11 protein-coding genes are annotated in these 13,774 nt (G+C 63.3%); 7 read left to right on the forward strand and 4 right to left on the reverse strand.

Features of this window, described 5'->3' with window-relative positions; genetic code table 11:
• Positions 1-569: 569 nt before the first annotated feature.
• Entirely contained in the window at positions 570-1,106 is a 537-nt protein-coding gene (locus R3F72_RS17870) for an HPP family protein (RefSeq protein ID WP_332780400.1), read from the forward strand.
• A 137-nt stretch (positions 1,107-1,243) separates the two neighbouring features.
• Complete coding sequence (locus R3F72_RS17875) at positions 1,244-1,549, forward strand: hypothetical protein (RefSeq protein ID WP_332780401.1); 306 nt, start codon at positions 1,244-1,246, stop codon at positions 1,547-1,549.
• A 33-nt stretch (positions 1,550-1,582) separates the two neighbouring features.
• Here the strand turns inward: R3F72_RS17875 and R3F72_RS17880 are convergent, their stop codons facing one another.
• A complete protein-coding gene (locus tag R3F72_RS17880) occupies positions 1,583-1,816 on the reverse strand; it encodes a hypothetical protein (protein ID WP_303856618.1) in 234 nt (77 codons plus the stop codon).
• A gap of 395 nt (positions 1,817-2,211) precedes the next feature.
• On the opposite strand from R3F72_RS17880, the gene thpD reads away from it, so the two are divergent.
• Positions 2,212-3,162, forward strand: coding sequence for an ectoine hydroxylase (gene thpD / locus R3F72_RS17885; protein WP_332780402.1), 951 nt, complete (start codon positions 2,212-2,214; stop codon positions 3,160-3,162).
• A 213-nt stretch (positions 3,163-3,375) separates the two neighbouring features.
• Positions 3,376-4,038 carry a fumarylacetoacetate hydrolase family protein gene (locus tag R3F72_RS17890; RefSeq protein ID WP_332780403.1) on the forward strand — a complete coding sequence of 221 codons (663 nt, stop codon included), beginning with the start codon at positions 3,376-3,378 and terminating at the stop codon, positions 4,036-4,038.
• Positions 4,039-4,217: 179 nt separating this feature from the next.
• On the opposite strand, the gene speA is transcribed toward R3F72_RS17890, so the two are convergent.
• The 3 genes from speA to R3F72_RS17905 form a co-directional block, all read right to left on the reverse strand.
• Positions 4,218-6,128 (reverse strand): biosynthetic arginine decarboxylase, encoded by a 1,911-nt coding sequence (gene speA, locus R3F72_RS17895; protein ID WP_332780404.1) that lies wholly within the window; start codon positions 6,126-6,128, stop codon positions 4,218-4,220.
• 195 nt (positions 6,129-6,323) lie between these two features.
• Entirely contained in the window at positions 6,324-7,280 is a 957-nt protein-coding gene (locus tag R3F72_RS17900) for a homoserine kinase (RefSeq protein ID WP_332780405.1), read from the reverse strand.
• Between the two features lie 152 nt (positions 7,281-7,432).
• The gene (locus tag R3F72_RS17905) at positions 7,433-7,732 is read right to left on the reverse strand and encodes a DUF2782 domain-containing protein (protein ID WP_303856608.1); all 300 of its coding nucleotides are present in this window, start codon (positions 7,730-7,732) and stop codon (positions 7,433-7,435) included.
• 208 nt (positions 7,733-7,940) lie between these two features.
• Between R3F72_RS17905 and polA the strand changes: the two genes are divergently transcribed.
• The 3 genes from polA (at position 7,941) to nadA (ending at position 13,563) form a co-directional block, all read left to right on the forward strand.
• Positions 7,941-10,718 (forward strand): DNA polymerase I, encoded by a 2,778-nt coding sequence (gene polA / locus R3F72_RS17910; RefSeq protein WP_332780406.1) that lies wholly within the window; start codon positions 7,941-7,943, stop codon positions 10,716-10,718.
• Positions 10,719-11,084: 366 nt separating this feature from the next.
• Complete coding sequence (gene gndA / locus R3F72_RS17915) at positions 11,085-12,500, forward strand: NADP-dependent phosphogluconate dehydrogenase (RefSeq protein WP_087719159.1); 1,416 nt, start codon at positions 11,085-11,087, stop codon at positions 12,498-12,500.
• Positions 12,501-12,513: 13 nt separating this feature from the next.
• On the forward strand, positions 12,514-13,563 hold the full coding sequence (gene nadA, locus R3F72_RS17920; RefSeq protein ID WP_087719158.1) for a quinolinate synthase NadA: 1,050 nt from the start codon (positions 12,514-12,516) through the stop codon (positions 13,561-13,563).
• Positions 13,564-13,774: the final 211 nt, after the last annotated feature.

The raw sequence follows: 13,774 nt of genomic DNA on the forward strand, positions 1-13,774 counted from the left end.
GCGGGGAAATTTCAGCGTTTTGGCATTACTCAACAGCTATTCGCGCTGAAGAAGCCGATCCTGATAAGCGATGCCACCAGTCAGTACCTTCAGACCGCTCAATCAGCACCCTCGTGAATGAGGCGGGATTATATTTCGACAGACGAGTAAAGTGACGTTTAGCGCTCCGATCTTGGTGCATTTTTGGTACAATCGCTGTGCCAAAACAAACCTATAGTGATTTGTCAGATCCCTTGTGATGCCGGCTCTGGCAGGCCCGGAGCGCTGCATCCTGGTTGCGGTGATACCTAGTTCCTGAATTCGTAATGTGTAAGTCGGTGGTTCGAGTCCGCTTACTGGCACTCTCCAAGCCCCTGCCTGATCCCCTTCATACAACCACTCGATTACAGGCTGCCGATCCGCCGCCCCGCCCCGGCGAGCATGGTCATGGCGCAGTGCGCATCGCTGCAAAGGGGAGCCCCCATTCCCATATAGACAGCGCGCTCTAAAACCATAGCCAAGCGCTATTTGGCGGGCTCGTTGCCCGATGGCAATATAGCGCTCCTTTTTTATCGGCTTCCTGGGTCAAGATGGTCAAGACGTATCTCGGTAAGATGAAAGGCTCGCCAGTGAGCCGTAAGACGCCCTGCTGGCGTGACGCGGTCTGGTCATGGTTGGGCGCGTTTCTGGGCATGGCCGGTGTGGGATGGCTGAGCGCGCAATCGCTTCAGACGCATTCGCTGCTGATGGTGGGGTCCTTCGGCGCGACCTCGGTGCTTCTCTATGCCGCGCCGGAAAGCCCGCTCGCGCAGCCGCGCAACGTTCTGTTCGGCAATTTGCTCTCGGCGCTGTGCGGCGTACTGGTCTGGAAGCTGCTCGGCGATAGCTGGATCGCGGCGGCGGTGGCGGTATCGACCTCCATCCTGCTCATGCAGTTGACTCACACGCTCCATCCGCCAGGCGGCGCGACGGCGCTGATCGCGGTGATCGGGTCCGGGGAGCTGCACTCGCTTGGCTGGTCCTATGCGTTTTTTCCGGTAGCGGCCGGGTGCCTGCTGATGCTGCTCATCGCGGTGCTGATCAACAATCTGGCGCGGCATCGCCGCTATCCGCTGCACTGGTGGTAAATCGCGACTGACACCTGACGTTTCTCGCGCCTGGAGTACTACGCCTTTCAGGCGGCGCCAGGTCGCATGCCTCCTTACACTCAGGGTTTTCGTCGCGATTCCGGCCAAGCGAGCGGGCCACCAGGAATGAGAATGCCATGAAAACCCTCGGCTGTTTCATGACCGTCGTCTGCGTGATGAGCTGGAGCGCGGGTTCGAGTGCCGGCGGGGGCGCCAGTGCCCATGCAGAAGAACCGCTGAATTGTGCCAACTTCCGTTGCCACTTTGGCGATGTCCCCAAGGCCGAGCCACCCTTGATCGCCGAGCCGTTCGTCTCTTTCTATCGGGATGCGGTGGTCAAGCCGATGCGGCCCTACCATGACTGGGAACCCACCGCCTGGCGGCTGCCGAATCCTCGCACTGCCAAGACGCCCGACAAGCCCGATACGACGCCGACAGACTGATCGTCATGCCGTCGATATCGCCGTCGCCAACGATCATGCGGCGTTGGCGCGATCCTGCCCCGGCTGGCCCTGGCCGGAATGTTTCTTTTTGTCACGCGTCCTGTCACGACTCAGGGCGATCATCGCGTTTTCCAGGTCTGCCGAGTAGCACTTGAAGGCGGTGCAGTTCGCGCAGCGAATCTGTTGTCTCTCCTCGGCCCGCACGGGGAGATGGAACTGGTCGTGATCGCAGATCGAGCAGGTGAGATCCAGCGTGACGCGAATCATGGCGTACCTCCAGAGATTGGGAAGAGGTGAGGGTGGTGTGGGGCTCGTCGTTCTGGAGGGCGTAGTGTGGCGCGGTGGTATGACGCCATGATGAAAGCCGTATCCGGCATTGTGTCGTCGTGTAAGCGGGGCAGAGGCGATTCAGCGTTAATTGATTTACGTTATCGTTGCCGCGGTTGGTGGATGTCACCGTGAGCTCACTAGGCGAGAGCCACCGGCTTCGACTGTTGGAGACTTGAAATTCCGGTGCTCTTTTCTAGGATGAGTACCCCTTTGAAAGATAACCGAGGATCCTTTGACCCTTTCCTAATCAAGTTTAGTGCGACGCACTGTTTGATGCTTCATCGCACCTAGGACTGGATCTGAACCCTGATCACAAACTTGGAGGTGATTGGATGTCAGTACAGACCGCATCCCCCAAAACTCAGAATGCCACGTGGACGAAACAGGATCGCTATCCGACACGCCTACGCCAGCCGCAGGAAGCGCTCTGGCAGCCGCGTCAGGAGGAAGTCGTCAAGGGGCGCCATCTGGATGGCCCGTTGAGCGGCGAGCAACTGGATCGTTTCGAACGCGATGGTTTTCTCTTCGAGCCCAACTTCCTGGGCCAGGCAGAGCTCGAGGCGTTACGGGCAGAACTGGCCGTGATGCTCGATCGCGACGATTTCCGTGACCGGGACTTCTCGATCACCGAACCGCAGAGCCATGAGATCCGCTCGCTGTTCGCGATTCATCACCTGTCCTCGCGCTACAGCGAACTGGCGCAGGACGAGCGCCTGATGGGCCGCGCCCGCCAGATCGTCGGCGGTGATGTCTACGTGCACCAGTCTCGCATCAACTACAAGCCCGGCTTCCATGGCAAGGGCTTCAACTGGCACTCGGACTTCGAGACCTGGCACGCCGAAGACGGCATGCCTGAGATGCACGCCGTCAGCGCCTCGATCGTGTTGACGGACAACCATCACTTCAATGGCCCGTTGATGCTGATCCCCGGCTCGCACAAGGTGTTCGTGCACTGCCTGGGCGAGACGCCGGACGACAACCACAAGCAGTCGCTGAAGCAGCAGGAACTCGGCGTGCCGAGCAACGAAGCGCTGCGCGAGCTGATCAATCAGCGCGGTATCGAAGCGCCCACCGGCGCCGCGGGCGGGCTGTTGCTGTTCGACTGCAACACGCTGCATGGCTCCAACGCCAACATGTCGCCGGATCCGCGCAGTAACGCGTTCTTCGTCTACAACCGCCGCGATAACGCCTGCGTGCAGCCGTTCGGCGCCCGGAAGCAGCGTCCGTCGTTCCTGGCGCATCAGCCGGACGAAGTGTGGATGCCCCAGCAGGGCACGCACTGAGGCCCTGATCGCGCCGGCCGGTATCGGACCGCCCGCAGGCGCTTGGAATTGACCGGAAAGCCGGCGTGATGCCATAAGCCGCCGTTGGAGGTAGACTCGATGAGTTGCCGCCAGCGGCGGCTTCTTGCGTCTGGAGGCGCGATTTTCGCCTGGAAGATCGATCTCTATCTCTGGAGATTATCAACGGTCATCGCTTTTGCTTTGGAGCTCGCCATGCCTTTCATCACCCGATTCACCGACGGTCTCGAGACCGGTCTGCCGCTGGGCAAGATTCTCTGCGTAGGGCGCAACTACGCCGAACATGCCAAGGAACTCAACAACCCGGTGCCGCAGTCGCCGATCCTGTTCATCAAGCCTGCGACCAGTGCCGTCGAGCTGGAAGAGCCGATCGAACAGCAGTTCGCCCATGGCGAGGTGCATTTCGAGACCGAGCTGGCGCTGCTGATTGGCGAGCGCATGAGCCATGTCAGCGCGGAAGAGGCGATGAAGGGCGTGGTCGGGGTCGGCCTGGCGCTGGACCTGACGCTGCGCGACGTGCAGTCCAAGCTCAAGGAGAAGGGCCACCCGTGGGAGCGGGCCAAGGCGTTCGACGGTGCCTGTCCGATCTCACGTTTCGTGCCGGTGGAGGGCGATATCGACTGGAGCGCGATCACGTTCCATCTCGATATCGATGGCAAGCGCCAGCAGAGCGGCAAGACCAGCGACATGCTCTTCGACATGCCGTCGCTGATCGAGGAGATGACCCGCACCTTCACTCTCGAGCCGGGCGACGTGATCCTGACCGGTACGCCCTCCGGCGTCGGCCAGCTACCCCGTGATGCCGTCCTCGGCCTGTCGCTCTCGCTGGGGCTGGATGTCGGCACGCGTACGCGGTAAACGCAAAGACGACTGCGCCAGCCCCGGGGCGCTTTGAGAGCAGCTACGACTGCGCCGGCTTCGGGGCGCTAAACAGCAGCTACGAGCTACGAGCTACGAGCTACGAAGAGCGCCAGCAGCATTCACCGCTGGCGCTCTTCTCTTACCGGAGACCATATTGCTCTCGCGGCTCGCGGCCATCACTCCAGATAGGTATACCCGCTGAGGCCTTCCGACAGCTCGCTGACGAACAGTTCGCGCTCTTCGACGCTCAGCGGGCTGGCGATCAGCTGTTCGGTGAGCTTCTGCTTGAGCGCCACGGCGTCGAAGTTGACGTAGCCCAGCACGTCCGCGACCGCGTCACCCTGCTGGACGTGGGAAAGCCGCCACTCGCCGTTCTCGTCGAGGGCGACGTCGACCGAGTCGGTGTCGCCGAACAGGTTGTGCAGGTCGCCGAGGATTTCCTGGTAGGCACCCACCAGAAACAGCCCGATCAGCTTGTCGTCATCGTCGTCCCACTCCGGCAGCGGCAGCGTGCTTTCGAGCCCCTGGCCGTCGACGTAGAGATCGATCCGGCCGTCGGAATCGCAGGTGATGTCCTGGATCACGCCGCGGCGGGTCGGTTCGCGGTCCAGCCCGGTCAGCGGCAGTACCGGGAAGACCTGGTCGATCCCCCAGACGTCCGGCAGCGACTGGAACAGCGAGAAGTTGGCGAACAGCTTGTCGGCGAGTTTTTCCGCCAGCTCGTCGGCGATCTCTCGGTGTGCGCGATTGCGGTTGTCGAGGCGCTTGTGCAGGCGCTGGCAGGCGGCGAAGTAGACCGACTCGCCCTCGGCGCGGGCCTGCATGTCGGCCAGCCCGAGCACGAAACGATCCTGCAGTTCGCCCACCGCCTGGACCACGTCGTGATACGCCTCGACCAGGTCCCGCGGTTCGCGCATGCCTTCGAGACGGTCGTAGACGCGCCACAGCTCGGCCACGTGGGCGTCGCCTTCGACCCGGCGCTCCGGTTCGATGTGGCCGAGACGCTCCTCGCCGATCACGTTGGTGACCAGCACGGCGTGGTGGGCGGTCAGCGCGCGGCCGGATTCGGAGATCAACTGCGGGTGCGGCAGGTTGTGGGTTTCGCAGATCTGGCGGAAGGCCCACACCACGTTGGTGGCATATTCCTGCATCGAGTAGTTGATCGAGCAGAAACTGCGCGAACGGGTGCCTTCGTAGTCCACGCCCAGGCCGCCGCCGACGTCCACCGTGTCGATCGGCGCGCCCAGCTCGCGCAGACTGTGGTAGAAGCGGGCGCATTCGCGCAGGCCACGCTGTATATCGCGAATGTTGGCGATCTGCGAGCCGAGGTGGAAGTGCACCAGCTGCAGGCTGTCCAGCGCGTCGGCGTCGCGCAGCCGTTCGGTGATGGCCAGCAGCTGGCTCGCGGTGAGGCCGAACTTGGACTTCTCGCCGCCGGTATCCTGCCACTTGCCCTTGCCCACCGAGGAGAGCCGGGCGCGCAGGCCGATGCGCGGCTTCACCTTTAGGTTTTTGGCCTCTTCCAGGATCAGGCTCAGCTCGGAGTACTTCTCGACCACCAGATAGACCTTGTGGCCGAGCTTCTCGCCCATCAGCGCCAGGCGGATGTACTCGCGATCCTTGTAGCCGTTGCAGACGATCAGCGACGAGCCATCGTCGCCGGAAAGGGCCAGCACCGCCATCAGCTCCGGCTTGCTGCCCGCTTCCAGCCCGACCCGGCCATGACCGCGCTCCTGGGTGGCGAGAATCTCCTCGACCACGCGGCGCTGCTGGTTGACCTTGATCGGATAGACCGCGGTGTAGCTGGCCTGATAATCCTCCTCCTTCATCGCGCGGTCGAAGGCCATGCAGAGCTGTTCGACGCGATCGTGGAGGATGTCGATGAAACGAACCAGCACCGGCAGGCGCAGCCCGGCGTCGCGCAGGCGGTCGACCAGGGTGTCGAGCACCAGCGTCGGCCCGGGCACTTCACTGCCCAGCGGGCGGACCAGCGTGCGGCCCTCGTCATCGACATCGAAATAGCCGCTGCCCCACTGATCGATGTTGTAGGTGCGGCGGGCTTGTGCGGCGGGGGAAGAGTGCTTCATGACGTTCTCCGTGCGACCGGTGATGAACAACCGGTGATGAACGACCGGCGATAAATCCCGGCGTGATGGATGACGATGGGCCGGGAACGCGAATGGCGCGCATTATGACGTCGCGAGAAGGTCACGACCACTGATGTCAGGGAAAAGCTAGTCGAAAGAGGCCGGCAGTGCAGGCCTCGCGACGAAAATCGCGACTTATCCGGCAGCGTCGGGCAGCGTCGGCACGTGGCCGTCGAGGCGTCGGCCCAGCAGGGTGCGGAAGCGCGCCGGATCGTGCGGCGTGATGTCGTGCGCTGGCGGGTCGACATGGATCACCAGTAGCCGCGACAGCCAGTAGCGCAGCGCCGTCATCCGCAGCATGGTCGGCCACAGTTCGCGTTCCTGCCCGGTCAATGGGCGGTGCGCGAGATAGGCGCCGAGGATGGCCTCGTAGCGATCGACATCGAGATCGCCGGCCTCGTCGCTGGCCCAGTCGTTGATCACGATGGCCAGGTCGAACAGCAGATCGCCGGTGCAGCCGTTGTAAAAATCGATGATGCCGCCGAGCCGGTCGCCGTCATACAGCGTGTTGTCGCGGAACAGGTCGCCGTGGATCGCGCCCGTGGGTAGTTCGATGCCGTCGAATGCCTGGGCGTAGTCGGCGATCTCGCGGGTCATCAGAGCCTGATCGTCCGCCGACAGAAACGGCAAGACTTCGCGATGGCGACGCTGGAGCCAATCGAGATTGCGCGGATTGGTGCGCTCGCCGGTGAAGTGCTGCGAGGCCTGGTGCATCCGGCCCAGGGCATCGCCGAGCGCAGCGCACTGGGCCAGGTTCGGAGCGCTGGGGTGGCTGCCCGGCATGCGCGGAAACAGCAGCGCGGGGCGGCCGGCCAGGCGCTGCAGGGCGACGCCGTCGCGATCGTGGACCGGACCCGGCACTGGCAGTTGGCGTGCGGCCAGATAATCCAGCAGATCGACGAAGAACGGCAGATCCTCGAACTCCCCCTGCTCGAACAGCGTCAACACCCACTCGCCCTGTTCCGTGGTGACGAAGAAGGTACTGTTTTCGGTGCCCTGCGGCACGCCCTTGAGCGCTTGCAGGCGGCCGACGGAGTAGCGGTCGAGAAACTCGGCGACCTGTTCGTCGCTCAACGGGGTGAATACGGCCATGGGATCTCGGAATCTGGGGCGGACGTTGGTGATGAAAAACCGCAGGATAAAAAAGCCAGCGCGCATTGTAGCGGCTCGCGGGGCGCTCTCCTACCGGCTAGTGGATGCCGGAGGGCAGCGGCGCCGGGCGTGCCGGCATTCGCCAGCCGGACTCAGTCGTTCTGAACCCAATCCGGCACGGGAACGCTGGGCGCGTCGACCCGCTTGAAGTCGCCATCGCCATTGTCGTCGTAGAGGAAATAGGCCTTGCCATCGTTGGGGGCGATGCGGATCGCGTAGAGCTTGCCGTTGACCCGGTACTCGTCGATCGTGCGCTGGTCATCCTGCTGGGAAGTGATCCTGGGCTGCACCGCGGACTGGCCGAACGCGGGCAGCGACAGCCCGCCGATCAGCAGCGCCATCAGCAGCAGTGTCGTTTGCGGCCATCTCGTCATTCGCGACCATGATCTCATGGCAGATTCCTCCGCTGGTGTCGGCTGGCGGATCCCTCGGGATCCGAATCGGCCCGGTTCATCGCTTTCTCCCATTGTCTTCCCTTCATTGTCTACCCCCTATTGTATCGCTTTCCCTCTGGGGGACGCAGGGGGCGGATGCCCTGACGGCGAGCCGCGGCTTGCGTATCATGAGGGCATCGAAAGCCAGCCACGGATCACGCAGCTCATGGCAGATGCCCCCATCGTCCTCGTCGACGGATCGTCCTACCTCTATCGCGCCTTCCACGCGCTGCCGCCGCTCTCCACCTCCGATGGTCAGCCGACCGGCGCCGTGCGCGGGGTGCTCGCGATGCTCAAGAGCCTGATCAAGCAGTATCCGGACAGCCCCATGGCGGTGGTGTTCGATGCCAAGGGCAAGACCTTCCGCGACGAGATCTTCGCCGAGTACAAGGCCCACCGGCCGCCGATGCCGGACGACCTGCGCCCGCAGGTGGAGCCGCTGCACGACTGCGTGCGCGCGCTCGGCCTGCCGCTTTTGTGCATCGAAGGCGTCGAGGCGGACGACGTGATCGGCACGCTGGCGCGGCTGGCCACCGAGTCCGGCCGCGATGCGGTGATCTCCACCGGCGACAAGGACATGGCCCAGCTGGTCAACCAGCACATCACCCTGGTCAACACCATGAAGGGCGAGACGCTGGACGTCGCCGGCGTCGAGGCCAAGTTCGGCATTCCGCCATCGTTGATCATCGATTACCTGGCGTTGATGGGCGACAAGGTCGACAACATCCCCGGCGTACCCGGCGTGGGCGAGAAGACGGCGCTGGGTCTGCTGCAGGGCATGGGGGGCGGGCTGGACGCGATCTACGCCGACCTCGACCGCGTGACGACCTTGAGCTTCCGTGGCGCCAAGACGATGCCCAAGAAGCTCGAGGCCAACCGCGAACAGGCGTATCTCTCCTATGAGTTGGCGACGATCAAGACCGACTGCGAGCTGCCGGTGGGGCTCGAGGACCTGCATCTGGCCGAGCCCGATCGCGAGGCCCTGAAGGCGCTCTATCAGCGGCTCGAGTTCAAGAACTGGCTGACCGAGCTGCTCGAGGGCAAGGACGAAGGCGTGGATGACGTCGGCGCGGGCAAGGCCGGCCGGTCCGAAATCGACGAGGACGTGACGCTGACCAAGCCGGCGCGCCACGACCAGACGCTGCTGACGCAGGAGGAGTTCGATGCCTGGCTCGGGCGGCTGAACGCCAGCGAAGCGTTCTGCTTCGATCTCGAGACGACGAGCCTCAACTACATGGAAGCCGATATCGTCGGCATCGGCCTGTCGCTGGAGCCCGGCGAGGCGGCCTATATCCCGGTCGGCCACGACTATCTCGACGCGCCGGCTCAGCTCGACCGGGCCGCCGTGCTGGCCGCGCTCAAGCCGCTGCTGGAAGACCCCAGGATCGGCAAGATCGGCCAGAACCTCAAGTACGATATCTCGGTGCTGGCGCGCTACCAGATCCGGGTGGCCGGCGCGCTGAACGACACCATGCTCGAATCCTACGTGCTGAACTCCACGGCGACGCGCCACGACATGGATTCGCTGGCGCTCAAGTATCTCGGCGAGAAGACCATCAGCTTCGAGGAGATCGCCGGCAAGGGCGTCAAGCAGCTCACCTTCAACCAGATCGCCCTCGAAGAAGCGGTGCCCTACGCCTGCGAGGATGTCGACATCACCCTGCGTCTGCACCAGGTATTGCGGCCGAAGGTGGAGGAAGCCGGACGGCTGGCCGAGGTGCTCGATACCCTGGAACGGCCGCTGATCCCGGTGCTGTCGCATATCGAGCGTCAGGGCGTGGCGCTGGACGCCACGCGCCTGCACGCCCAGAGCCAGGAGCTGGAAGGGCGCATCCGCGAGCTCGAGACCGAGGCGTTCGAGCTCGCCGGCAAGGAGTTCAATCTCGGCTCGCCCAAGCAGCTGGCGGAGATTCTGTTCGAGGAGCAGAAGATCCCGGTGATCAAGAAGACGCCCAAGGGCGCGCCGAGCACGGCGGAGGCGGTGCTCGAGGAGCTGGCGCTGGACTATCCGCTGCCCAAGCTGATCATGGCGCATCGCGGCATGACCAAGCTGAAATCGACCTACACCGACAAGCTGCCGCGCCTGGTCAACCCGGCCACCGGACGGCTGCACACCAGCTATCACCAGGCGGTGACCGCGACCGGGCGGCTCTCGTCATCCGATCCCAACCTGCAGAACATCCCGATCCGGACCGAGGAGGGTCGCAAGATTCGCCAGGCCTTCATCGCCCGCGAGGGCTATCGGATCGTCGCGGCGGACTATTCGCAGATCGAGCTGCGGATCATGGCGCACCTGTCCGATGACAAGGGCCTGCTCGACGCCTTCGCCAACGACCGCGACATTCACGCCGCCACCGCGGCGGAGGTCTTCGGCGTGGCGCTCGACAAGGTCACCTCGGACCAGCGCCGCAGCGCCAAGGCGATCAACTTCGGGCTGATCTACGGCATGAGCGCCTGGGGGCTCTCACGGCAGCTGCGCATTGAAGCCAAGCAGGCCAAGGTCTACATCGATCGCTACTTCGATCGTTATCCGGGCGTTGCCCGGTTCATGGACAACATCCGCGCCCAGGCCGGCGAAGACGGCTTCGTCGAGACCGTGTTCGGCCGCCGGCTCTACCTGCCGGAGATCAAGGCGCAGAATCACGCCCGCCGTCAGGCCGCCGAACGTACCGCGATCAACGCGCCGATGCAGGGCACCGCGGCGGATATCATCAAGCTGGCGATGATCGACGTGCACCACTGGCTCAACCCGGCCCAGGGCGAGGCGGAGTTCGATGCCTGGATGGTGATGCAGGTTCACGACGAACTGGTGTTCGAGGTCAAGGAGAGCCAGGTCGACGCCTTCCTCGTCGCGATCCGCCAGCGGATGGAAAACGCCGCCAGGCTCAACGTGCCGCTGATCGTCGAGGCCAATAGCGGGGCCAATTGGGACGAAGCCCACTAGGCTCGGCTGAAAACTGGCTGCGCTCGCTCACACGGCGTTAAAAAATGGCTCAAGCTCCTCATTTACACCCTGTAAACTGGTGCGCCAGCCCGGTCCGCTTTCGCCATTTTTTGCCTTGTTTGAGCTTCGCTCGCCGACTTTTCAGCTCGATCCTGCGGTGTCTGCGCTCGTCGCTATTCTGTCATTGACGCGGCATGAGGGAGCGAATAGGGAATGGCGATTCGGCGGATTCGCCTCTCTGTTTTACACTACTGTCATCATGAATCGCCGTGTCAGGCTGTGTCGAAGCGTTCCGAGCGCGCTCGTTTCTCTCGAAGACTGGACACAGCCTGGCGCGGCGGCCTTTTTCGCAAGGAGCACAAGTTAATGGCCAAACAGCAAATCGGTGTCGTCGGCATGGCCGTCATGGGCCGCAATCTCGCCCTCAACATCGAAAGTCGCGACTACACGGTGTCGATCTTCAACCGCTCGCGGGAGAAGACCGATGAAGTGATGCAGGAGAACCCTGGCCGCAAACTGGTGCCGTTCTACAGCGTCGAGGAGTTCGTCGCATCGCTGGAAACGCCGCGTCGCATTCTGCTGATGGTCAAGGCGGGCGATGCCACCGACAAGACGATCGAGTCGCTCAAGCCGTATCTGGACAAGGGCGACATCCTGATCGACGGCGGCAACACGCCGTTCGAGGACACCATCCGCCGCAACAAGGAGCTCTCCGAAGCGGGCTTCAACTTCATCGGCACCGGCGTCTCCGGTGGCGAGGAAGGCGCGCTGAAAGGCCCGTCGATCATGCCGGGCGGCCAGAAGGAAGCCTACGACATGGTCGCGCCGATCCTCGAGAAGATCGCGGCCCGTGCCGACGACGGCGAGCCCTGCGTCAGCTACGTCGGCCCGGACGGTGCCGGCCACTACGTCAAGATGGTCCACAACGGCATCGAGTACGGCGACATGCAGCTGATCGCCGAAGCCTATTCGATTCTCAAGGGCTCGCTGGGGCTCTCGAACGCCGAGCTGGCCGACATCTTCAGCGAGTGGAACGAAGGCGAACTCGACAGCTACCTGATCGACATCACCGCCAGAATCTTCACCAAGAAGGATGATCAGAGCGATCAGGACGTGGTCGACATCATCCTCGACTCCGCGGGCCAGAAGGGCACCGGCAAGTGGACCAGCAAGAGCGCCATGGATCTTGGCGTGCCGTTGCCGCTGATCACCGAGTCGGTCTTCGCGCGCTTCATCTCGGCGCTGAAGGACGAGCGTGTCGAAGCCTCCAAGGTGCTCAAGGGCCCCAAGGAGACCCCGCTCGAAGGTGACAAGGCCGAGTTCGTCGAGAAAGTGCGCAAGGCGCTGTTCTTCAGCAAGATCGCCTCCTACGCCCAGGGTTTCGCGCAGATGCGCGCCGCTTCCGAGCATTACGACTGGAACCTCGACTACGGTGAAGTCGCCAAGCTGTTCCGTGCCGGCTGCATCATCCGTGCCCGCTTCCTGCAGAAGATCACCGACGCCTACAAGGAAGACCCCGGGCTCAAGAACCTGCTGATGGCGCCGTACTTCGGCGAGATCGCCGGCAACTATCAATCGGCGCTTCGGGACGTGATCGCCCACGCCGTCCAGAACGGCATCCCGGTGCCGACGTTCTCGTCGGCGATCGCCTACTACGACAGCTATCGCAGCGAGAAACTGCCGGCCAACCTGATCCAGGCACAGCGCGACTTCTTCGGCGCGCACACTTACAAGCGCGTCGATCGGGAAGGGACGTTCCACACTGAGTGGCTGCAGGACTGACGGAGACGAAGCGATGGCGGAGCTGGAACGGGATCGGGTTCGCGAGCACTTGGCGGGTCATGCCCAGCCGACGCTCGACGAGAGCGCCAGGGCGCACTATCGGGAACGCATCGCGGCGCAGTTGAAGGCCCGTAATGCGGTATTGGTTGCGCACTACTACACCGATCCCGAGATCCAGGCGCTGGCGGAAGCCACCGGCGGCTGCGTGGCCGACTCGCTGGAGATGGCGCGCTTCGGCAAGGATCACCCGGCGACGACGCTGATCGTCGCCGGCGTGCGCTTCATGGGCGAGACCGCCAAGATCCTGAGCCCCGAAAAGCGGGTATTCATGCCGACGCTGGAGGCGACCTGCTCGCTGGATATCGGCTGCCCGGCCGATGTCTTCTCTGCCTTCTGCGATCAGCATCCGGATCGCACCGTGGTGGTCTACGCCAACACCTCGGCGGCGGTGAAGGCGCGCGCCGACTGGGTCGTAACCTCGTCGATCGCGGTCGAGCTGATCGACCATCTCGATCGGCAGGGCGAAAAGATCCTGTGGGCACCGGATCGCCATCTGGGCAATTACGTCCGCGAGCGTACCGGGGCCGACTTGCTCTGCTGGGAGGGCGAATGCATCGTCCATGACGAGTTCAAGGCCAAGGGGCTTCTCGATCTCAAGGCGCTGCATCCGGAAGCCGCGGTGCTCGTCCATCCGGAGTCCCCGGCCTCGGTGGTGGAGATCGCCGACGTGGTCGGCTCCACCTCGCAGTTGATCGCGGCAGCGCAGAAGCTCGATAACCCCAGCTTCATCGTCGCCACCGACCGCGGCATCTTCTACAAGATGCAGCAGTTGATGCCTGGCAAGACCTTCATGGCAGCGCCCACGGCGGGCAACGGCGCGACGTGTCGCAGCTGCGCCAACTGCCCGTGGATGGCGATGAACGGCCTCGAGAACACGCTGGCGGTGCTGGAAGACGCCAACGGTTGCGGCCAGGAGATTCACGTCGACCCCGAGATCGCACGCCAAGCGCTGGTGCCGCTGGATCGGATGCTAGCGTTCGGGGCCGAACTTAAACGTCGCTAAGTTCATTCCGATGAAAAACGAAAACGCCCGCCCCGGCTGACACCGAGGCGGGCGCTTCTATGTCTCTAAGATTTAAGTCTCTAAAATTGTAACTATTCAGGTGGCTGCGGATGGCATGTCGCCAACCACCTGATTTTTTTGGCATAGTGTGCCTGATCCTTCGGCACGTCTATGCGGTGACATGACCATCAGCGATATCAACGTCGACGAG

Source organism: Salinicola sp. 4072 (genome assembly GCF_036663415.1).
In the GTDB taxonomy this organism is placed as follows: Bacteria; Pseudomonadota; Gammaproteobacteria; order Pseudomonadales; family Halomonadaceae; genus Salinicola; species Salinicola salarius_A.